This is a genomic window from Photorhabdus kleinii, assembly GCF_025384885.1.
Lineage (GTDB): Bacteria > Pseudomonadota > Gammaproteobacteria > Enterobacterales > Enterobacteriaceae > Photorhabdus > Photorhabdus kayaii.
In genome coordinates this window covers 231233-253038 of the sequence record NZ_JAJAFY010000002.1, presented here as the reverse complement: position 1 = coordinate 253038, position 21806 = coordinate 231233, and the positions used below count along the sequence as shown (strand labels likewise).

Below are 21806 nucleotides of genomic sequence, written 5' to 3'. Positions count from 1 at the left end.
TTTGCAAAGATGGTTAAACAACAATTTAAGTTGAAATTACCCTATTAAATGGATGGTAAATATGACTAAAAAAATTTCATTCATTATTAACGGCCAGGTCGAAATCTTTCCTGAAAGTGATGATTTAGTGCAATCCATTGACTTTGGTGATAATAGTGTTTACCTGCCAATATTGAATGATTCTCATGTAAAAAACATTATTGATTATAATGAAAATAATAAATTACGGTTGCATAACATTGTCAATTTTCTCTATACGGTAGGGCAAAGATGGAAAAATGAAGAATATTCAAGACGCAGGACATATATACGTGACTTAAAAAAATATATGGGATATTCAGAAGAAATGGCAAAGCTAGAGGCCAACTGGATATCTATGATTTTATGTTCTAAAGGTGGCCTTTATGATGTTGTAAATAATGAGCTTGGTTCTCGCCATATCATGGATGAGTGGCTACCTCAGGATGAGAGTTATATTAGGGCTTTCCCAAAAGGTAAGTCTGTACATCTGTTGGCAGGTAATGTTCCATTATCTGGGATCATGTCTATATTGCGCGCAATTTTAACCAAGAATCAGTGTATTATAAAAACATCATCAACCGATCCTTTTACAGCTCATGCATTAGCGTTAAGCTTTATCGATGTAGACCCTAATCACCCGATAACGCGCTCTTTGTCTGTTGTATATTGGCAACATCAAGGGGATACATCACTCGCAAAAGAAATTATGCAACATGCGGATGTCATTGTTGCTTGGGGAGGAGAAGATGCGATTAATTGGGCTGTAGAACAGGCGCCACCTTATGTTGACGTGATTAAATTTGGTTCTAAGAAGAGTTTTTGCATTATTGATGACCCAGTTGACTTGACATCAGCAGCTACCGGTGCGGCTCATGATATTTGTTTTTACGATCAGCGAGCTTGTTTTTCCACCCAAAACATATACTACATGGGAAGTCATTATGAAGAATTTAAGCTAGCGTTGATAGAAAAACTTAATCTATATGCGCATATATTACCAAACGCCAAAAAAGATTTTGATGAAAAGGCGGCCTATTCTTTAGTCCAAAAAGAGAGCTTGTTTGCTGGATTAAAAGTAGAGGTGGATATTCATCAACGTTGGATGATTATTGAATCAAATGCAGGTGTGGAATTTAATCAACCACTTGGCAGATGTGTGTATCTTCATCACGTCGATAATATTGAGCAAATATTGCCTTATGTTCAAAAAAATAAGACGCAAACCATATCTATTTTTCCTTGGGAATCAGCATTTAAATATCGAGACGCATTAGCACTAAAAGGTGCAGAAAGGATTGTAGAAGCAGGGATGAATAACATATTTCGCGTTGGTGGATCTCATGATGGAATGAGACCGTTACAACGATTAGTGACATATATTTCTCATGAAAGGCCATCTAACTATACTGCTAAGGATGTTGCTGTTGAAATAGAACAGACTCGATTCCTGGAAGAAGATAAATTCCTTGTATTTGTCCCATAATAGGTAAAAAGTATGGAAAATAAATCCAAATATAAAACCATCGACCATGTTCTTTGTGTTGAAGGAAATAAAAAAATTCATGTTTGGGAAACGCTGCCAGAAGAAAACAGCTCAAAGAGAAAGAATACCATTATTATTGCGTCGGGCTTTGCCCGAAGGATGGATCATTTTGCTGGCCTGGCGGAATATTTATCGCAGAATGGGTTTCATGTGATTCGCTATGATTCACTTCACCACGTTGGGTTGAGTTCAGGGACAATTGATGAATTTACAATGTCTATAGGAAAACAGAGCCTATTAGCAGTTGTTGATTGGTTAAATACACGAAAAATAAATAACCGTGGTGTTTTGGCTTCAAGCTTGTCTGCACGGATAGTTTATGCAAGTCTATCTGAAATTAATGTTTCGTTTTTAATCACCGCGGTCGGTGTTGTTAACTTAAGATATACGCTTGAAAGAGCTTTAGGATTTGATTATCTCAGTTTACCCATTGATGAACTGCCGAATAATCTGGATTTTGAAGGCCATAAATTGGGTGCTGAAGTCTTTGCGAGAGATTGCTTTGATTTTGGCTGGGAAGATTTAACTTCTACAATCAATAGCATGATGTATCTTGATATACCGTTTATTGCTTTTACTGCAAATAATGACAATTGGGTAAAGCAAGATGAAGTTATCACATTGTTATCAAATATTCGTAGTAATCGATGCAAGATATATTCTTTGCTGGGAAGCTCTCATGACTTGGGTGAAAACTTAGTGGTCTTACGCAATTTTTATCAATCGGTTACGAAGGCCGCTATCGCGATGGATAATGATCGTCTGGATATTGATGTTGATATTATTGAACCATCATTTGAACATCTAACTATTGCGACAGTCAATGAACGTCGAATGAAAATTGAGATTGAAAATCAAGCGATTTCGCTGTCTTAAAACCTATTGGGATAGATATACCCTATGGATTTCAAGGTGTATCGCGACGGCAAGGGAGCGAATCCCCGGGAGCATAGATAACGATGTGACCGGGGTGAGTGAGTGCAGCCAACAAAGAGGCAACTTGAAAGATAACGGGTATGGTTAATACTATCACTCAAATAGCAATATAAGGACTCACTATGAAATTTGGAAACTTTTTGCTTACATACCAACCCCCCCAATTTTCTCAAACAGAAGTAATGAAACGTTTGGTTAAATTAGGTCGTATTTCTGAGGAGTGTGGTTTTGATACTGTATGGTTACTGGAGCACCATTTCACGGAGTTTGGTTTGCTTGGTAACCCTTATGTCGCTGCTGCGTATTTACTTGGTGCAACCAAAAAATTGAATGTAGGGACTGCGGCTATTGTTCTTCCCACAGCTCATCCAGTGCGCCAACTTGAAGATGTGAATTTATTGGATCAAATGTCAAAAGGACGATTTCGGTTTGGTATTTGTCGGGGGCTTTACAACAAAGACTTTCGCGTATTTGGCACAGATATGAATAACAGTCGCGCTTTAGCGGAATGCTGGTACGGGTTGATAAAAAATGGAATGACAGAGGGATATATGGAAGCTGATAATGAACATATCAAGTTCCATAAGGTAAAAGTAAACCCGACAGCATATAGTAAAGGTGGAGCACCTGTTTATGTGGTTGCTGAATCAGCCTCGACTACTGAATGGGCCGCTCAATTTGGTTTACCGATGATATTAAGTTGGATTATAAATACTAACGAAAAGAAAGCACAACTTGAGCTCTATAACGAGGTGGCTCAAGAATATGGGCACGATATTCATAATATCGACCATTGCTTATCATATATAACATCTGTAGATCATGACTCAAATAAAGCGAAAGAGATTTGTCGGAATTTTCTAGGGTATTGGTATGACTCTTATGTGAATGCCACGACTATTTTTGATGATTCAGACAAAACAAGAGGTTATGATTTCAATAAAGGGCAGTGGCGTGACTTTGTATTAAAAGGACATAAAGATACTAATCGCCGCATTGATTACAGTTATGAAATCAATCCCGTGGGAACCCCGCAGGAATGCATTGACATAATTCAAAAAGACATTGATGCCACAGGAATATCAAATATCTGTTGTGGGTTTGAAGCTAATGGAACAGTAGACGAAATTATTGCCTCCATGAAGCTCTTCCAGTCTGATGTCATGCCGTTTCTTAAAGAAAAACAACGATCGCTATTATATTAGCTAAGGAAAAAGAAATGAAATTTGGATTGTTCTTCCTTAACTTCATCAATTCAACAACTGCTCAAGAACAAAGTATAGTTCGCATGCAGGAAATAACGGAGCATGTTGACACGTTGAATTTTGAACAGATTTTGGTGTATGAAAATCATTTTTCAGGTAATGGTATTGTCGGTGCTCCTCTGACTGTTTCTGGTTTTTTGCTCGGTTTAACAGAAAAAATTAAAATTGGCTCATTGAATCACATCATTACAACTCATCATCCTGTCCGAATAGCGGAGGAGGCTTGTTTATTGGATCAATTGAGCGAAGGGAGATTTATTTTAGGGTTTAGTGATTGTGAAAAAAAAGATGAAATGCGTCTTTTTAATCGCCCTGTTGAATATCAACAGCAACTGTTTGAAGAGTGTTATGAAATCATTAATGATGCTTTAACAACAGGCTATTGTAATCCCGATAACGATTTTTATAGTTTCCCTAAAATATCTGTAAACCCCCATGCTTATACCCAAGGCGGGCCTCGGAGATATGTCACAGCAACCAGTCATCATATTGTTGAGTGGGCTGCTAAAAAAGGCATTCCTCTCATCTTTAAGTGGGATGACTCCAATGATGTTAGATATGAATATGCTGAGAGGTATAAAGCCGTTGCTGATAAATATGGCATTGACTTATCAGTGATAGATCATCAGTTAATGGTATTGGTTAACTATAACGAAGATAGTAAGAAAGCTAAACAAGAGACACGGGAATTTATCCGTGATTATGTTCTTGAAATGTATCCTAATGAAAATCTCGAAAATAAACTTGAAGAGATAATCACAGAAAACGCTGTCGGAGATTATACGGAATGTATAGCTGCGGCTAAGCTGGCAATTGAAAAGTGTGGTGCAAAAGGTGTATTGCTATCCTTTGAACCAATGAATGACTTGATGCGCCAAAAAAACGTAATCAATATTGTTAATGATAATATTAAAAAGTACCACATGTAGTAAAAGAGTATGGCAGCGTATGTTGCCATACTCTCTAAATTATCGGGAGGGGTAAAACAGGTATGACTTCATATATTGATAAACAAGAAATCACAGCAAGCTCAGAAATTGATGATTTGATTTTTTCGAGTGATCCATTAGTCTGGTCTTACGATGAGCAGGAAAAAATCAGAAACAAACTTGTGCTTGATGCATTTCGTAATCACTATAAACATTGTCAAGAATACCGTCACTACTGTCAGGCACACAAAGTAGATGATAATATTACGGAAATTGATGACATACCTGTATTCCCAACATCAGTTTTTAAGTTTACTCGCTTATTAACTTCTCAGGAGAACGAGATTGAAAGTTGGTTTACCAGTAGTGGCACGAGTGGTTTAAAAAGTCAGGTGGCGCGTGACAGACTAAGTATTGAGAGACTCTTAGGCTCTGTGAGTTATGGCATGAAATATGTTGGTAGTTGGTTTGATCATCAAATGGAGTTGGTCAACTTGGGGCCAGATAGATTTAATGCTCATAACATTTGGTTTAAATATGTTATGAGCTTGGTAGAATTATTATATCCCACGACATTTACCGTAATAGAAGAGCGAATAGATTTTGTTAAGACATTGAATAGTCTTGAACGAATAAAAAATCAAGGGAAAGATATTTGTCTTATCGGTTCACCATACTTTATTTATTTGCTCTGCCAGTATATGAAAGATAAAAATATCTCATTTTCTGGGGATAAAAGTCTGTATATCATAACGGGGGGCGGCTGGAAAAGTTACGAAAAAGAATCCCTGAAACGCAACGACTTTAATCATCTTTTATTCGACACTTTCAATCTCAGTGATATTAGTCAGATTCGCGATATATTTAATCAAGTTGAACTCAACACGTGTTTCTTTGAAGATGAGATGCAACGTAAACGTGTTCCGCCGTGGGTATATGCGCGAGCGCTTGATCCTGAAACATTGAAACCTGTACCTGATGGAACGCCGGGTTTGATGAGTTATATGGATGCGTCATCAACGAGTTACCCAGCATTTATTGTTACCGATGATGTCGGGATAATTAGCAGAGAATATGGTAAGTATCCCGGCGTGCTCGTTGAAATTTTACGTCGTGTCAATACGAGGGCACAGAAAGGGTGTGCTTTAAGCTTAACCGAAGCATTTGATAGTTAATGTCCTTTGCCCAATGCTTTCGAGGTAAATATATTGCTGTTTTGTCGAACCCTGTTCTAGGGTTCTCGACTTTCCCGGCGTTGGGGGTATATACAAGTAAAAAGGCCGGATATTTATGAGCTAACCCCAAACACTGGATAAAAATGACAGCACGGTAGCCGACCCTTATCAAAATATGTTGAAAGTATGGATTTTGAAAAATATTTTGACGAATATTGGCATGATGAATATTGGTGTAAAGATAATGTCCTCATAAATATAAAACAAAATGTTACGAAGCGTACCATTTTGTTTTTAGTTGAGAAGAATTAAATTACAGTCTCAATCCCCGTACCTATTTTGAACTGAACTTATGGGTATTCACCCTATTAATGCTTTAGCTTTTGCTCTGACCTCGGCTAAAACATCATCAGAAACTTTACCTTTCTTTATGGCGTTACGTTTCCTCCAGTCAAGGCTTTTTACTTGATCGGAAAGCACAACACTGTCGGGGTTTCTACTAATTACAACCTCAAAGGGATAATCTTTAATTTTTGTTGTCATAGGGCAACATAGCATCAGCCCTATTCGACCGTTATAAGCCGCAGGACTTAGTACAAGAGCGGGGCGATGTCCGGCATGTTCACGCCCCGTTTGCGGGTCAAAATCAAGCCAAATAATATCTCCCATATCAGGAATATAGCGATTAATCACTTATAATATTTCCTTTCCTACGGGTGCGCCGAAATCTACCTCAGTATGAATATTTTCATCTTTTACGCCAGCCAATAACGCATCAAGGTTATATTCTTTTGCTTTGACAGGAACAATAACTACTTTTCCATCTTCTACAGAAATATTAACGGTATCATCAACACTTAAAGACGCCATTTTCATAACAGCTATGGGCAGCCTTACTGATGGGCTATTTCCCCATTTTTTAATAGTCACTTGAGGCATGATTTATTCTCTCCATAAGTATGTATCTTCAATGTATATAATGTACATTTCTGGATAAAAAATCAACATTGTTGATACAATATGTAAGATGAATGATAGTGATTCAGGGTAATAATGTGGTTAGCGTGTGTTTTCATAAGGTTGGGCTTCAGTCGAAAAATCCCTATAACAGTTAGATTTAGAGAGTTAATTCATCCAGCCCAATGATAGTGAACAGCGGCTAATTTGAGTTCCAACAAATATCCTATAAAAAACTGCACTCCTATGTATGACTTGGTGTCTAACTCAAGGGTATATACAAGAAAAAAGCCCAGGTGGTAAACCTGAGCTTCTCTTCAATTCTGGCGGTGAGGGAGGGATGGATTCGCTGCGCTCACCCTACGGGCCGCCGTTGGCGGTCCAAAACGGCAAGCCGTTTTGTCGAACCCTGGTCGAGGGTTCTCGACCCTCCCTGCATCAGGGGTATATGCAAGCAAAAAAGCCCAGGTATTTAACCTGAGCTTTCTTTCAATTCTGGCGGTGAGGGAGGGATTCGAACCCTCGATACGTTTTCACGTATACACACTTTCCAGGCGTGCTCCTTCAGCCTCTCGGACACCTCACCATTCTTTTCATCCCAGCAACTTTGTCTAACATTGTCGCTGCAACGGGGCGCTACTATAGGGAAAAGCGTTACAAGCGTCAACACTCTTCTGATATTTTTCTTTGGTTTTTTGATTGGTTAGCTAAATAAGAGTCAATTCGGTGAATTGATATCCACCTGATGCCGCTGAAATAGAAAATGTACAAGTCCTTTGATAAGAAAAAAATGAATTCGTTAACTACTTAACATTCTCAAAATTTTCGTAACGATGATTAACAAAGGGACTTGCAACCTACACTCAATCAGATAACCCTTGTGAAAAAATAAGATGAGGATAACTAATCGTGGATATTATCTTTTACCACCCCTTTTTTGATGCTGCTCAGTGGATTCAAGGCATGCAGCAACGATTGCCCAATGTCAATATCCGCCAATGGAAACGCGGCGATAATAAGCATGCGGATTATGCAATGGTTTGGGCTCCCCCCTATGAGATGTTGGAAAATCGCTCTGGATTGAAGGGGATTTTTATTTTAGGAGCAGGAGTAGAGGCGATTTTAAAGCAGGAACAGCAAAAACCAGGGATGTTACCCGCCGGTGTGCCACTGATGCGGCTTGAAGATGCAGGCATGGGGCTGCAAATGCAGGAGTATGCGGTAGCAACGGTTTTACATTATTTGCGACGCATGGATGAGTATAAGCTGCAACAAGGGCAGAGGATGTGGAAACAACTCGAACCTCATGATCGTAAGGATTTTGTTGTGGGTGTGTTGGGCGCCGGTGTTCTGGGCAGCCGTGTTGCACAGGCGTTAGTTGAATGGGGCTTTATTGTGCGTTGTTGGAGCCGTACTCCAAAACAGGTTAATAACGTAGTTAGCTTTCACGGTGAAGATCAATTGGGAGATTTTCTCTCCGGTAGCAAGGTGCTTATCAATTTGCTGCCCGATACACCAAAAACCCGTGGTATTCTGAATTTATCGCTGTTTAGCCAGCTAAAACCAAAGTCATATCTGATTAATATCGCACGAGGTGCCCATTTAGTAGAATATGATCTGTTGGTGGCGATTGATAAAGGTTATATCGCCGGGGCTTCATTGGATGTGTTTGTTGAGGAACCGCTACCAGAGATGCACCCATTCTGGACTCACCCCCGTATAACGGTGACGCCACATATTGCGGCTATTACTATTCCCGATATTGCTATGGATACGATTAGTGAAAATATTCGACGAATTGAACAAGGGGAATTATCAACCGGCGTTGTGGATATAAAACTAGGGTATTAATAACGTCTCTTTACAATAGGGGCGGCTATTGGAGACAATAACGGCAAAATTGCTATTTATTTGGAAACTGAGATGAATGAATTTTCAATAGTCTGCCGTATTTTAGGGACTTTATTTAATCGTCAACCGCAAGACCCGATTCTGAAACCACTTCTGACGATGATTGTCGAAGGTAAATTGAAGCAATCATGGCCATTGGAGCAAGATGCATTGTTGGATCGCTTGCAACAAAGCTGCGATCTATCCGCAATGCAAGCTGATTATGTGGCACTGTTTTATGGCGATAATGCTAGCGTACCAGGCCGCCGTTCTGACTATACCGGGGAGAGTGAAAACGATATTCGTCAATTTTTGACTGAACGAGGAATGCCATTGTCCGATGGGCCAGTCGATCAGTTTGGTTCTCTGTTATTAGGGGCTTCATGGCTGGAAGATCAGGCAGCAGAAGATGAGGTTCAGGGGCAAATTGTGCTGTTTGATGAATATTTGCTGCCATGGTGTGGGCAATTTCTGGGGAAAGTGGAAGCCCATGCAATAACCGGTTTCTACCGGACATTAGCAATGATTACCCGTGAAGCGTTACAGGCGTTAAGAGAAGAACTGGATTCTTAATTTTTAAATGATAAAAAGGCAAATAATGTCGAATTATTTGCCTTTTTACTATATTTTGATGAAAATTATTTATCGGTCAGCATAATAACTAATTTGCCAGGTTTCACTTCTAACCTTTTTGCTAATGTTTTAGCTGCGGCTTCAGCTTTACTATGATCTGCTTTTATTACATAAATAGGATGAATATCAAAGAAAGCACTGAGTGATTTATTCAGATAAGGAAGTAATGCGTTAATCGGTTTTTCCATTTTTTCCGGTGTGATTTGGTAATCAACGACTTCTAATTCTTTCAGAAAAATAGCCCCTTTTTCCTGCTCAAAAACAGGTTGTGCTTTCAGGGTGAGTTTCATATCGGCTTTAGCTGGGCCAAGCAAGGATGTAATATTTACGTTTGCACGGCCAGTTAACGCTATTTTGTTTGGTTCTGTTCGACCAATTTGGCTGGATAGTTCTGTCAATTCAATATCCGCATTGGCAATACCATGTAATTCGATCTGTTTCTGGTAATGGACGTGTTTTGCTAGATAACCATTAATTAACTCTTCGCTGATACTGACATCTTTGAACTGATCACAACCACTGATTAACCCCGCTAGCAGCAAGACTGCCCCCAAGAAAAATTTTCTCATATCGACTCCTTTATTTTGGAGGGCAGATTTTACCTCATTAATTGCCACTCAGCATGGCAGATTCAATTTTACGTTGGTTAAATTGACGGTGCAGGGCATACAGCGTTATCAAGCCAATAATCCCAAGCAGAAACCAAGGCAATTGCGGAATGTTCAGCGCATGGCCGGTATCATATAACCAACCACCGCCGGTATAACCCAAGGCGCCACCCAATGCCAGACCAAGACGGCTGAATCCCATATAACTACCACGCGCGCGTGGATCAGCTAGTGAAGCACTTAATGTCTCACGGGCAGGTTCAGCGGTGATGGTGCCGAGATAGAACAGGCAAATAAGGCCAAACAAGGTATTTATTTCACCAATCAAACCGACAGGGAACATACTCAGGCTCATCAGGAAAAGCCCGGCCATTAGACGCTGTTCTAGCCGGAATCGTTTTTCGCTCCAACGGGCGATCGGATACAGCAAAGTGAGCGATAGGGTTGCTTCAATTGCGTACATCCATTTTACCGCAGCGGGTGTTCCGGCGATTTCGTTGACGATAATCGGGAACATTAACATCACCTGGACAGACAGCATAAAGTAGCCGGTCAACGTCAACACATAGGTGAAGAAGCGACGATCTTTAATAACGCGCTCCATCCCTTCCCAGATGGGAGTGCGGGTAGTAGAAATCCGGTAGGCAGGGAGAAATAATGCATTCCAGATGGCTGCCAGAACGAAAACACCGGCACCTGTCCAGCAGACAAGTTGGAAATCGTATTGCAGCAGCCAGCTACCAATCAGTGCGCCAATAACCGCGCCGGCGCTATCCTGCATTAACAGCAGCGAGAAGAAACGGCCACGCTCGTGTGGTCGGGTTAGTTTGATGACCAGTGCGGTCCGGGGAGGATCAAATAAGGTCCCCCCCAGTGCGGATAATATGCAGGCAAGCCACAGTATCCACGGTTCGGTGGCTAAAGCGATTAAAGCAAAACCAAGAGCGCGTAACAGCATGCCGGTGACGATCATCGGCTTCGCGCCAAAACGGTCTGCAATTGCGCCACCAAAAATGCCTAAACCTTGTTGTACAAACTGACGTAAACCAAGCGCAAAACCGACAACCAGCGCCGCCCAACCCAGTTGCTCAACGAAATGTATTGATATTAAAGGAAAAACGACGAAGAAACCCAGAACGACCAGCATGTTATCGAATAACAGGAAGTACTTACCCAGGCTACGTGCTTGTGAAACCAGTGACATTGCTCACCATTGGAGTAGTAAGAAGAGAGGAAATATAGTTCTTTATATATTCTGTACTTAATTCGGACATTAGGATAGTGAATCATGGATAATATTTTTTTGTCGTAAGGTAATGACTGGAAGCTGTTTTTTACAGATAAATGGTTTAAATTTTTAACGGATAAATTAACATAGCTAGGGAGAAATAATGTTTGGTTATCGTTCCACTTTACCGAAAGTTCGTCTGATCACGGAACGAATGGTGGTGCGTTTAGTGTACGAGCGGGATACTTATCGTTTGGCTGAGTACTATTCAGAAAATTACGAGTTTCTTAAACCTTGGGAGCCGACCAGAGATAGCAGTCATTGTCAGCCTTCCGGTTGGATAAATCGATTGAATTTAATCATAGAAATGCAAAGACAGGGGGTGGCTTTTCATTTTCTGCTGCTTGATTCAAATGAGAGTGAAGTTATTGGTGTTGCCAATTTCAGTAATATTCTGCGTGGTGCTTTTCATGCCTGTTATTTGGGATATTCGCTTGGTGAAAAGTGGCAGGGAAAAGGGTTGATGTATGAAGCTTTACAACCCGCTATCCGTTATATGCAACGTCAACAGGGGATGCATCGGATTATGGCTAATTATATGCCGGATAATCATCGTAGTGGGAAGTTATTGGAACGATTGGGTTTTGAGCGTGAAGGCTATGCCAAGAAATACCTGATGATCAATGGAGTTTGGCAGGATCACGTATTAACCGCATTGACAGATGAAAAATGGAGTGGAAAAAGTTGATTGTTGAGCTGTATTACCACCTAATGAGAGTAAAACAAGTTGGTAATGATGAATTAAATTACTGTTGAAAATCTGCCAAGCCTATACCTTATTTTGACCCTTTTTTTGTGCTCAATTTTAATTTATTGATTTTAAAGGAAATATTGGTTCTCTTGAAAAAAAGGGTTTTTTCATTGTTTTATTAATATATGCTTTAACTGTCAGTAGCTTAAAGTTAATATGTAACAGTTCACTGCCGTACAGGCAGCTTAGAAATTGATAGTTCGTTGCCAACTTGAACCACGACGGTACACTGCCGCACAGGCAGTTTAGAAATGAGTAAGCTTCAATGAGTTGACTTATTTGACGCACTGACTTCGGTTGTTGCGCTTTTTAAAGTGGTTTTTGTAATAAGGCTAGTTGCAAGGTGCCATCATCTAGGCCAAATACAATGTTGCACTGGCGGCTTATAAAGGTTAATGATTTCTAGTGCATAAGCATGAATTTATGTATACTCGCCGCTTTTGTTAACAAAGTGAATAATTAACCATGAATAATATTGCTGCCTTGTCCTTGGCTGCTGTAATGTTTACTAGCGGTTGCGCTACGATTGTGGGTGATAAAACTCAGCATGTTCAGGTTGATAGTAATCCATCAGGGTCCACATTCTCTATCAAAGATGAATTAGGTAGGGTTGTTGCTCAAGGGAAAACGCCTCAGGATGTGATTTTAGAAAAGTCAGATGGAAGTTATTTTGGTAAAAAAGACTATCTGGTTACTTTTACTAAAGAGAATTCTGAGTCTGTAACGTTACCAATTAAGGCGAGCGCCAATGGTTGGTACATTGGGGGTAATTTTATATTTGGTAGTTTAATTGGTTGGCTCTTAGTTGATCCATTTAATGGCGGGATGTATACGCTGCATCCAAAAGTAGTAAATGCTCAGTTACCTCAGAAACCAGTGAGTACTGAATTGCCTCAGAAACCAGTGAATGCTGGGTCATCGCAGAATCAAGTAACAAATACAATTATTTTGATGTTAGACCCTAATAAGGCGGTAGACCCTAATAAGATATTAGACTCTAATAAACAGGTAACACCGTTAGGTTAAGTCAAAATACCCAGTTGGACAATCTGGTAGGTATATACCCGTTATCTTTCAAGTTACCTCTTTGTTGGCTGCACTCGCTCACCCCGGTCACATAGTTACCTATGCTCCCGGGGATTCACTCCCTTGCCGTCGCGATGCATCTTGAAATCCATTGGGTATAGGTAGTTTAGCAAGCTGGATTAAGATGGTGTAATTTGGTTTTTTTTTGTACTAGCATACAGGCGGTTTAAAAAGTATAGACAGCTTACAAGTATCTCAGTCGTGTATAATTCATTTTCCATTTTTGCACTGTCGTACAGGCAGTTCGGAAATCAACTAACATGATTTTGAGATAAATACGATGAATTTATTGAAATCGCTGGCTGCGGTTAGCTCTATGACCATGTTCTCTCGGGTTTTGGGCTTTATCCGGGATGCCATTATTGCCCGCATATTTGGGGCCGGTGTTGCAGCGGACGCTTTTTTTGTTGCGTTTAAACTGCCTAATTTACTGCGTCGTATTTTTGCCGAAGGCGCTTTTTCTCAGGCATTTGTGCCTATTTTGGCAGAATATAAGAACCAGCAAGGTGATGAAGAGACTCGGACGTTTATTGCTTATGTTTCCGGGATGCTGACGTTAATTCTGGCAATTGTTACTGTGCTGGGGATTTTAAGCGCACCTTGGGTGATCTATGTTACTGCACCAGGTTTTACCGATACCGCTGATAAATTTACGCTGACAACAAATCTGTTAAGAATTACTTTCCCCTATATTTTTCTGATATCACTGGCCTCGTTGGTAGGCGCGATATTAAATACCTGGAATCGATTTTCTGTTCCTGCCTTCGCTCCGACGTTACTTAATATCAGCATGATTGTGTTTGCGTTATTTGTTGCCCCTTATTGTAATCCGCCGGTGATGGCGTTGGGTTGGGCGGTGGTTGTAGGAGGAATTTTACAGCTCTTATATCAGCTTCCTCATTTAAAAAAGATTGGCATGCTGGTGTTACCGCGTATTTCTTTCCGTGACAGCGGCGTATGGCGGGTGATGCGGCAGATGGGACCAGCACTTCTTGGGGTGTCAGTCGGCCAGATTTCATTAATTATTAATACGATTTTCGCTTCATTTCTGGTGTCCGGTTCTGTCTCCTGGATGTATTACGCTGACCGTTTAATGGAATTACCTTCTGGTGTATTAGGTGTTGCGCTTGGGACTATTCTTTTGCCTTCACTGGCGAAAAGTTTTTCCAGCGGAAATCATGAGGAGTACACCAAATTAATGGATTGGGGACTGAGGCTCTGTTTTTTGTTAGCACTGCCTTGTGCTGTTGCTTTAGGTATGCTGGCAGAACCTTTAATAGTTTCTCTGTTTCAATACGGTAATTTTACGGCATTTGATGCAGTAATGACCCAAAAAGCGTTAATTGCTTACTGTTTTGGATTGATGGGGCTAATTATTGTCAAGGTGCTGGTACCGGGTTTTTATTCTCGTCGAGATATTAAAACCCCGGTAAAAATTGCGATTGTCACTTTGATTCTGACTCAGCTAATGAACCTTGCTTTTGTTGGCCCATTAAAACACGCCGGGTTGGCCCTTTCTATCGGTTTGGCATCTTGTTTCAATGCTGGCATGCTTTACTGGCAATTACGTAAGAAAAATATTTTTAAGCCGTTAGCAGGTTGGGGTATGTTCTTATTTAAGCTGGTAGTGGCAATTGCAGTAATGATTGCAATATTGGCTGTTACTTTGTGGTTGATGCCAGCATGGGAGCAGGGGAATATGGCTATGCGCCTGTTGCGATTGATGGTGGTGGTTATCGCCGGGGCCAGCAGCTATTTTGCTGCGTTAGCGCTAATGGGTTTTCGGCTAAAAGATTTTGCCCACCGCGGTTTTCAATAAATTGAGATATCCCGGTAGTTATTGCTAGCTTAGGCTGAGCTTGAGTTTTCTGAGGTTACCGGGATATCAGCTAATGAGTGTTATATTGGTGAGATAATATAGGCGTATTTTAGGGAAAACATTGAATGGCAGATAGGGATTATTTTATTTGTTTGCTCAAATAATACATTTATTAATGATTTTTATAAAATTTACTTACCCAATGGATTTCAAGATGCATCGCGACGGCAAGGGAGTGAATCCTTGGGAGCATAGCTAACTATGTGATCGGGGTGAGCGAGTGCAGCCAACAAAGGGCAACTTGAAAGATAACGGGTATATATCTATTGGTTATTTATATCTGTCAGGTAAGTTATTTTGCTATATTTATATTTCTCTGTGTTGAAATTATTGACATGCTCAATTGTTCAATTTGATTTTTTTATCCGATTTATGAATGAAAAGTAATATATTTAATTGTTATAAGTTTTTATAAATCAGTGGTAACTAGACTATTATAGTCACTCGATTGAATAGTATTTTATTGAAAAATTAATTATGTGTGTCAGGTCGTATTTCTTCTATAAATATTATAAGGAATGCTGTTCTGGAACATAGTTATCATATAGACTATATTCGTTATGTGATATTAATTAGATATTTGTAATACTAGTAAACTATTTCTAAGGAATATATGGAACTATGTGTTATAAATTTTTCTCATCATCAATAATCTCAAATATCTCTTTACTGCTTGGAGATGTCGAAGTTGATAGACCTGTTATTGGCTTTGCTGATAAGACAGTTAATTTTAGTGTTGCTGGCGGGGTTATTCAGCAGATTGTTATCTCTAATTCTTTAGAAACTGAATTGTATGTTTCTTTATCTATCATATTGATATTTATGTTATTATTAATCAATGTTCCTATGGGTGAAAATAGGAAATTATGAGATAGATGATGTTAAAATTTCTGGGTAACATAGGAGGAAAATGGGTAGATAACGTCACCTAATGAAATAGGTTGCTAACCACTCTCAACTTGTCAATTTTTTCTCTGTAGATTGTTTTATCAGGGGTAATCAGTCTTAGTCTTTTTAATTATGGAAATTAACGGAGCCGTTGGTATGAATTATGAATAGTATTCTCTATTAAGTTGGGGTGAATATCTTACCTTATATAACATCGAGAGCTTATTCCAGTAGGCGTTATTGATGTGTAGACCATTATTGTCAAAATAATGGGCATGAATAGTGTTCAGATACTGGAATGTACATTGAGGAGCAGCTTTATCCTAAAATAAGGAACGACACATGAGTTCAGAACTGATTGGCAATGTATTGTCAAAAGGGGGATTATTGTCCTCTTATACCGCTAAATGGGAACAACGGGCTTCAATAAGAACCCGGCCAGAGAAGTATATTGACTTTGATATACCCGGTTTTTTCTTTCCTGAAGAAAAACAGCCTTTGTTACTTGATGAGAGTTTACAACATATTAGTTATGAAGTTAAAAATGAGATTTTGATACAAGCATTTTTTAAATATTTGAATGATATTATTAATCTTGAAATTAAACTCATTAATTCAGCCTGTAATAAAATCATCTATAATGATTTATCAGTGAAATATCATGAGCAGATGAAAATCAATGCTTATACGATTGTGATTGATGAATATTATCATGTTTATATTGCCAGAAATATGATGAACCAGTTGAAAGCTAAATTTCCTGATATAAAAGAGTTATCTTATCCTATATCAGATGCTTATGTTGCGGTTTCAGAGATAATGTCGCGTCTTTCTCCTCGTTACCATGATTTGTTTGAAATAATTGCAGTCTGTATTTTTGAAACAACGCTGGTGAAAGAGTTGGTGGAGTTTTTCAACAGTGAAAATGTTCATCCTTCAATAAAATATTATGTTAATGACCACATGAATGATGAATCCAGGCATTATCTATATTTCCATGAATTATTACAATATACCTGGCATCATATGAGTGATGATGAAACTTATGGAATTGGTCAGCATATTGCTGACTTCGTTAAACTTTATCTTAATATTGAATCAGAGAAACAGTTTAATACCGAACTCCTAAGCAGTATTACGAATGATCGGGCTTATAGTGAGAAGTCAGTACAGCGAATATATCAGGGATTTGAGGTAACGCCCGATGTCCCTATTGTAAAAAATGTTTTATTGGCATTAAAGAGAGCGGGGGTGCTTGAACATCAAGCGGTTCGGCGTGGTTTTGAAAATATCGGATGGGTTATTTCATGAGAGGAGCCGAGGAAATGAGTAATGTAATGTCTCATCAAACCGTATCAATGGCAGAACTCAAGAGTGTGGTAAAAGAAATTAAAACCCGTTTGATTAATCGTCAAAGCTTAATTTTGATACAGGAAGTTAATTATAACGAAAATGGGGGGGTACCTGTTCTGGTTGCCGTTAAGCCTCATCATGTCAGCTCGGTGAGGGAGTGATACGTTATGAGAATACTTAACATACTCACTGGCGCTCATTTGGATCAGCTAAGCTCTCATGTTGTCCGTTATCTATTGGACGCGGGACACTTTGTTTATGTAGTAGCCGATGATGTAGAGCAGCAAGCAGCCTGGCAAGCCGCATTTAAGCATAATTTCATGCTGATTTCACATGAGCATATTGCAGATTATGCTATTGATTGCGAGTTTTGTTACGGCATGATGCCCGCGATTTCTGCGGCGACTGCGATTAAGTTAGTGGCTTTTAACCAAGAAGAGGCCGCTTTATTTCAGGTTGTGGGTGAGCATGGTGGAAGCTGGCAGATATTGGCAGAAAAAAAATTGGCTTGGGAAGCGCATCGATCAGTACAGGCTCATGAATTGTTGGCGGAACTTTTTATTGACGGTTTGATTACTTTTTGCCGTTACGATTTGGAGCATACACCCCAGTGGTATCCCAGTAAAAATGATATATCGCTATGGTATCAGGCGCAGGAACAGATGCGTAACCGGCAATGGGTGTTGGCCGAGCAGAGCCAACATTACACCTGTTTTGTTCTGCAAGATGAAATTAACCTTGAGCAAAGTGAAAGAGAAATTGTCACATTGCCGGTTACGGGGATTTTCCAACAGGAAGATGTTGCGTTATTGGCGTTGTTGCTACAGTTCTTATTTAATGCCCGCCGCTCTGCACTTTACAGTTTCGATTGGAATCATGATCAGCGTTGGTTGAATCACTATCAGTTACTAACAGGCGTTGAGAAATATGTCGGTTTGCGAAATGAGATAGATTGCCTTTGGTCCGGTGAATTGGATAACCCCTTTTATGATCCTTTAAGCGTTTCATCTGCACTGCCTGTACCGGGTGTCGCGGTGTTTGTGGATTGCCAGCCGAATTGGGACCAAGAGAATCTTAATCTGAGTCTGAATTGGCACAGTGTTAGCCAAAGCTTGACGCTGAACTTCCGTCAGGGGATACCTTTTTTCAGTGCGGTTGCCGATTATATTGCCGAATTTATGCGTCGCTTGCCTGATTTTAAGCAGGGAAAAGTCAGTTTTATGGCATTGGCGCAGTTACCGGAAAACTTGTTGCAACGTTATTATTATCAGAATAATCAAACACAATGCGATTATCCGCACACCACCATCCCCGCGCTGTTTGAACAGCAAGTCAATTTGGCGCCAGACCATCCGGCGGTATTGACTGAACAAGTTGCGATGAGTTACGGCGAACTGAATCAGCGAGCCAATCAGCTTGCGAGCTATATGATGCGGCACTATTGTCTGGAAATTGGTGATCGGGTGGCGATCATGATGTCCCGTGAAGCCGATTTGTTCGTCGCATTGTTGGCGATACTTAAATTGGGATGCGCTTACGTTCCCATTGATACCCAGTCACCGGCGATCAGAACTTATTCGATTCTTGAAGACGCCCAACCGGTGTTGCTACTCACTTCGCAGCCTGTTCCTACAGGTTTTTTACCTCAGGGCGTGCAGCATTTATATCTCAATAGTCAGGCGGGCAGTGATATTTTCTCTGATGAACCGACCAGCAACCCTGAATTAACAGTGCAACCTCATGATTTAGCCTATGTTACCTATACTTCCGGTACAACGGGTAAGCCGAAAGGTGTCGCCATCGAACACGGCAATCTTCTGAATGTGTTTAATGATGTGCAGCGGCGTATTGCATTGACAGCTCAGGATCGCTTTTTGGCTATCACGACGTTGGCGTTTGATATATGCAAATTGGAAATTTTTATGCCGCTAATGTTTGGCGCCACCGTGGTATTAGCGGATCAACGTCAATTACTCGAAACGAATAGGCTAAAACATTATCTGGAAACGTACCGTGTCAGCTTGATGCAAGGAACTCCTTCATTCTGGCAACAGATTATTTTACAGATGGATGGGCAATTTCTGCCAGTTCGGGCGATATGTGGCGGGGAAGCGGTCTCCAATGATTTGGCACGGCGGTTAGCGAAGATGACCATTCAGACATGGAATATGTATGGCCCGACGGAAACGTGTGTCTGGTCAACGGGTTGCTTATTGAATGTTGAACAGTCACAGGTGCTAATCGGTAAACCGATAGCTAATACCCAGTGTTATGTTTTAGATGAGTCAGGTCGTCCGGTTCCTCCTGGTGTGATTGGTGAGCTGCATATTTCAGGGGCCGGTGTGGCACGTGGGTATTTTGGTAATCCACAGTTGACCCGTAGTCAATTTATACCTAATCCATTCTATTGCACAGGGAAAAACTGGCCTGGGCCAATTATGTATAAAACCGGTGATCGGGTTCGTTATTTACCTTGCGGTAATCTGGAATATATCAGTCGGGTTGACAATCAGATTAAATTGCGTGGGCACCGGATTGAATTGGGGGAAATAGAGTCGGTATTACAGCAATATCCGGGTATCCAGCGTGCGGTGGTGGCTTTACAGCAATCCGTTACTCCGGGCGGGGAACCTTTCCTTGCTGCTTATTATCAGGCTAATGCGCCTTTGGATCGCCAACTGCTGACAGATTTTTTCGCGCCGTTACTGCCTGATTATATGTTGCCCAGTACCTATATGTTCCTGGCAAATATTCCGTTAAATGCCAACGGCAAGGTGGATCGCAAAGCGCTGCCAGCTATTCAGTTACATGAGCAGCAACACTATGTTGCGCCTTACACGGAGTGCCAGCGGATATTGTGTCGGATCTTTAGTCAGGTATTAGGGGATGGGCAAACCCAAATTGGCATTACTGACGACTTTTTTAGTTTGGGAGGAAGTAGCTTATCAGCGATTCATCTGGTTAATCAGATAAATAGTGAGTTGAATTGTAATCTGAAAATTAGAGATATTTTCCAGCAGAAAATGATCTCTCGCTTAGTTCCGTTAGTGGAGGTGGGCCGTGGCGAATTCATGTATCGGGATTACCTGATTAAACGTACTGATTTGGAACACCGTTATCATCCGTTCCCACTGAATAATGTTCAACAAACTTACTATTTGGGTCGCTTCAAGAGTTTTGAACTGAATGAGGTATCAACCCATATCTACAGTGAATTTGTCTTTGGACAATTGGATCATCGGCATTTAGAACTGACATTCAACCAACTTATTTCACGTCATCCTTCGTTATGCACGATATTTGAAAATGGTGGACAGCGTTATTTAAACAGTGTGCCTTACTACAATATCTCATATCGGCAGATCGCAACGGATACCGAATTTATGGCCCTGCGCGAACAATTTTCACATAAAGTTTATGCGCCGGAACGTTATCCGTTATTCGACATTCTGTTAAGTGAGTACGCAGGCAAATACATTCTGCATATCAGCTTTGATGCAATCATCATTGATATGACCAGCTTTGAAATTCTGTTTTCAGAATGGATTCAGCTCTATCAACAGCCAGAATTGCCGTTACCGGTGCTGGATATTACTTATCGTGATTATCATTTGAAGTATGAGCGGGCACGGAACAGTGCGTTGTTCACGCAAGCTGAGAATTATTGGCGACAGAAAGCCAGCTCCATATCACTTGAGATGAATCTGCCTTTGGCAATATGTCCTGATACAATGGGTAAACCGCATTTCCAACGTATCAGTGGCGTTATTCCACAATCGATATGGCAGAAATTATTGGATAAATGTCAACATTACAGTATTAGCCCAACGGCGTTGATTGTTGAACTTTATAGCCGAACCCTTTGCTATTGGGCCGGACAAGAGCAGATTTGCCTCAATTTGACACGGTTTAATCGCTTGCCACTTCATCCGCAGGTTAATCAGATTATTGGTGATTTTACCGTCTTAAGTCTCTTCGCTTACCAAAACCGTACGGATATTTCGATTTGTCAGCAACTTGAACAGGTTCATGGCGCACTGTTGCAGGATATTGAACATAATCTGTTTGATGGGGTTGATGTACAACGTATGTTGAAACAGCAGAGAGAGCTATCAGCCAATACCGTTATTGCTCCGGTTATGTTAACCAGTGTATTGGGGATGAATAGCAAAGCCAGCATGTTTGAGTTACCGTTGGATGAAAGCTATCAGGGGATGCAATATTCCATTTCCCAAACTTCACAGGTCTGGCTGAATCATAAGGCTTACGAAACTGATGAAGGATTTGTTGCTGAATGGGATTATGTCGAACAACTGTTTGCAGCCGATACCATCAAGGCCATGCATGACAGCTATTGTCAATTGATTCGATTAGTTGCTGAGCGTGATTGGCAACAGGTGGCTTTTCCTACTCCAGCTTTGCCAGTAGCACAATAATGATGCAATCCAACGTTGGAATGACACTCAGGTTGAATATCCACGTCAGACGCTGAGTAGCTTATATGAACATTAATTGTAACAAGCGGGATTCGCTCAGCGAGTGGTGGTCGCGTTGGGGATTATGAAGAGTGGCAGTGCCTATTGTGACAGGCGTGATAAGGCGAT

At 40.5% G+C, this 21806-nt stretch carries 17 protein-coding genes, 1 tRNA gene, 1 other RNA gene and 1 pseudogene; 14 read left to right on the top strand and 6 right to left on the bottom strand.

Annotated elements, in window-relative coordinates; all coding sequences use genetic code 11:
* Positions 1-61: 61 nt before the first annotated feature.
* The 5 genes from luxC to luxE all read left to right on the top strand — a co-directional run bounded on the left by luxC (position 62) and on the right by luxE (position 5869).
* The gene (luxC, locus tag LG003_RS02990; protein ID WP_112876086.1) at positions 62-1504 is read left to right on the top strand and encodes a long-chain-fatty-acyl-CoA reductase LuxC; all 1443 of its coding nucleotides are present in this window, start codon (positions 62-64) and stop codon (positions 1502-1504) included.
* Between the two features lie 12 nt (positions 1505-1516).
* A complete protein-coding gene (locus tag LG003_RS02985; protein ID WP_112876085.1) occupies positions 1517-2440 on the top strand; it encodes an acyl transferase in 924 nt (307 codons plus the stop codon).
* A 182-nt stretch (positions 2441-2622) separates the two neighbouring features.
* Positions 2623-3705 (top strand): luciferase subunit alpha, encoded by a 1083-nt coding sequence (gene luxA, locus LG003_RS02980; RefSeq protein WP_112876084.1) that lies wholly within the window; start codon positions 2623-2625, stop codon positions 3703-3705.
* A 14-nt stretch (positions 3706-3719) separates the two neighbouring features.
* The gene (luxB, locus tag LG003_RS02975; RefSeq protein WP_112876083.1) at positions 3720-4694 is read left to right on the top strand and encodes a luciferase subunit beta; all 975 of its coding nucleotides are present in this window, start codon (positions 3720-3722) and stop codon (positions 4692-4694) included.
* A gap of 62 nt (positions 4695-4756) precedes the next feature.
* On the top strand, positions 4757-5869 hold the full coding sequence (gene luxE, locus LG003_RS02970; protein WP_262980125.1) for a long-chain-fatty-acid--protein ligase LuxE: 1113 nt from the start codon (positions 4757-4759) through the stop codon (positions 5867-5869).
* Positions 5870-6229: 360 nt separating this feature from the next.
* On the opposite strand, the gene mazF is transcribed toward luxE, so the two are convergent.
* From mazF to LG003_RS02950, 4 genes are all read right to left on the bottom strand, one after another.
* Positions 6230-6562 carry an endoribonuclease MazF gene (mazF, locus tag LG003_RS02965; protein WP_205068643.1) on the bottom strand — a complete coding sequence of 111 codons (333 nt, stop codon included), beginning with the start codon at positions 6560-6562 and terminating at the stop codon, positions 6230-6232.
* Positions 6563-6808, bottom strand: a complete 246-nt coding sequence (locus LG003_RS02960) for an AbrB/MazE/SpoVT family DNA-binding domain-containing protein (protein WP_112876081.1) — start codon at positions 6806-6808, stop codon at positions 6563-6565.
* Between the two features lie 342 nt (positions 6809-7150).
* A non-coding RNA gene (locus tag LG003_RS02955) (RtT sRNA) lies at positions 7151-7274 on the bottom strand.
* Positions 7275-7322: 48 nt separating this feature from the next.
* Positions 7323-7412: transfer RNA gene (locus LG003_RS02950), tRNA-Ser, on the bottom strand.
* Positions 7413-7735: 323 nt separating this feature from the next.
* Here LG003_RS02950 and ghrA point away from each other — a divergent pair.
* The gene (gene ghrA / locus LG003_RS02945; RefSeq protein ID WP_262980124.1) at positions 7736-8677 is read left to right on the top strand and encodes a glyoxylate/hydroxypyruvate reductase GhrA; all 942 of its coding nucleotides are present in this window, start codon (positions 7736-7738) and stop codon (positions 8675-8677) included.
* Positions 8678-8749: 72 nt separating this feature from the next.
* On the top strand, positions 8750-9289 hold the full coding sequence (locus LG003_RS02940; protein ID WP_262980123.1) for a TorD/DmsD family molecular chaperone: 540 nt from the start codon (positions 8750-8752) through the stop codon (positions 9287-9289).
* A 65-nt stretch (positions 9290-9354) separates the two neighbouring features.
* On the opposite strand, the gene LG003_RS02935 is transcribed toward LG003_RS02940, so the two are convergent.
* Together LG003_RS02935 and mdtH are read right to left on the bottom strand one after the other, a co-directional pair.
* Complete coding sequence (locus LG003_RS02935; RefSeq protein WP_262980122.1) at positions 9355-9918, bottom strand: lipoprotein; 564 nt, start codon at positions 9916-9918, stop codon at positions 9355-9357.
* Positions 9919-9955: 37 nt separating this feature from the next.
* Positions 9956-11161, bottom strand: coding sequence for a multidrug efflux MFS transporter MdtH (gene mdtH / locus LG003_RS02930; RefSeq protein WP_112876077.1), 1206 nt, complete (start codon positions 11159-11161; stop codon positions 9956-9958).
* A 187-nt stretch (positions 11162-11348) separates the two neighbouring features.
* Between mdtH and rimJ the strand changes: the two genes are divergently transcribed.
* From rimJ to LG003_RS02895, 7 genes and pseudogenes are all read left to right on the top strand, one after another.
* On the top strand, positions 11349-11933 hold the full coding sequence (gene rimJ / locus LG003_RS02925) for a ribosomal protein S5-alanine N-acetyltransferase (RefSeq protein WP_112876076.1): 585 nt from the start codon (positions 11349-11351) through the stop codon (positions 11931-11933).
* Between the two features lie 528 nt (positions 11934-12461).
* Positions 12462-12848, top strand: a pseudogene (locus LG003_RS02920) (hypothetical protein); the annotation flags it as partial.
* Between the two features lie 514 nt (positions 12849-13362).
* The gene (gene murJ / locus LG003_RS02915; protein WP_112876075.1) at positions 13363-14901 is read left to right on the top strand and encodes a murein biosynthesis integral membrane protein MurJ; all 1539 of its coding nucleotides are present in this window, start codon (positions 13363-13365) and stop codon (positions 14899-14901) included.
* A 681-nt stretch (positions 14902-15582) separates the two neighbouring features.
* Positions 15583-15831: a hypothetical protein gene (locus tag LG003_RS02910; RefSeq protein WP_112876074.1), complete on the top strand. Its 249-nt coding sequence runs from the start codon at positions 15583-15585 to the stop codon at positions 15829-15831.
* A gap of 360 nt (positions 15832-16191) precedes the next feature.
* Entirely contained in the window at positions 16192-17160 is a 969-nt protein-coding gene (locus LG003_RS02905) for a diiron oxygenase (RefSeq protein ID WP_112876073.1), read from the top strand.
* Positions 17161-17174: 14 nt separating this feature from the next.
* On the top strand, positions 17175-17363 hold the full coding sequence (locus LG003_RS02900; protein WP_262980121.1) for a hypothetical protein: 189 nt from the start codon (positions 17175-17177) through the stop codon (positions 17361-17363).
* A 6-nt stretch (positions 17364-17369) separates the two neighbouring features.
* Complete coding sequence (locus LG003_RS02895) at positions 17370-21638, top strand: amino acid adenylation domain-containing protein (RefSeq protein ID WP_262980120.1); 4269 nt, start codon at positions 17370-17372, stop codon at positions 21636-21638.
* Positions 21639-21806: the final 168 nt, after the last annotated feature.

Excerpts from the sequence above, each read along its gene's own strand:
- LG003_RS02895 (WP_262980120.1), top strand. The coding sequence starts at position 17,370 with ATGAGAATACTTAACATACTCACTGGCGCTCATTTGGATCAGCTAAGC.
- LG003_RS02905 (WP_112876073.1), top strand. The coding sequence starts at position 16,192 with ATGAGTTCAGAACTGATTGGCAATGTATTGTCAAAAGGGGGATTATTG.
- LG003_RS02940 (WP_262980123.1), top strand. The coding sequence starts at position 8,750 with ATGAATGAATTTTCAATAGTCTGCCGTATTTTAGGGACTTTATTTAAT.
- luxA (WP_112876084.1), top strand. The coding sequence starts at position 2,623 with ATGAAATTTGGAAACTTTTTGCTTACATACCAACCCCCCCAATTTTCT.
- luxB (WP_112876083.1), top strand. The coding sequence starts at position 3,720 with ATGAAATTTGGATTGTTCTTCCTTAACTTCATCAATTCAACAACTGCT.
- LG003_RS02985 (WP_112876085.1), top strand. The coding sequence starts at position 1,517 with ATGGAAAATAAATCCAAATATAAAACCATCGACCATGTTCTTTGTGTT.
- LG003_RS02960 (WP_112876081.1), bottom strand. The coding sequence starts at position 6,808 with ATGCCTCAAGTGACTATTAAAAAATGGGGAAATAGCCCATCAGTAAGG.
- luxC (WP_112876086.1), top strand. The coding sequence starts at position 62 with ATGACTAAAAAAATTTCATTCATTATTAACGGCCAGGTCGAAATCTTT.
- LG003_RS02910 (WP_112876074.1), top strand. The coding sequence starts at position 15,583 with ATGTGTTATAAATTTTTCTCATCATCAATAATCTCAAATATCTCTTTA.
- mdtH (WP_112876077.1), bottom strand. The coding sequence starts at position 11,161 with ATGTCACTGGTTTCACAAGCACGTAGCCTGGGTAAGTACTTCCTGTTA.
- murJ (WP_112876075.1), top strand. The coding sequence starts at position 13,363 with ATGAATTTATTGAAATCGCTGGCTGCGGTTAGCTCTATGACCATGTTC.
- LG003_RS02935 (WP_262980122.1), bottom strand. The coding sequence starts at position 9,918 with ATGAGAAAATTTTTCTTGGGGGCAGTCTTGCTGCTAGCGGGGTTAATC.
- rimJ (WP_112876076.1), top strand. The coding sequence starts at position 11,349 with ATGTTTGGTTATCGTTCCACTTTACCGAAAGTTCGTCTGATCACGGAA.
- LG003_RS02900 (WP_262980121.1), top strand. The coding sequence starts at position 17,175 with ATGAGTAATGTAATGTCTCATCAAACCGTATCAATGGCAGAACTCAAG.
- luxE (WP_262980125.1), top strand. The coding sequence starts at position 4,757 with ATGACTTCATATATTGATAAACAAGAAATCACAGCAAGCTCAGAAATT.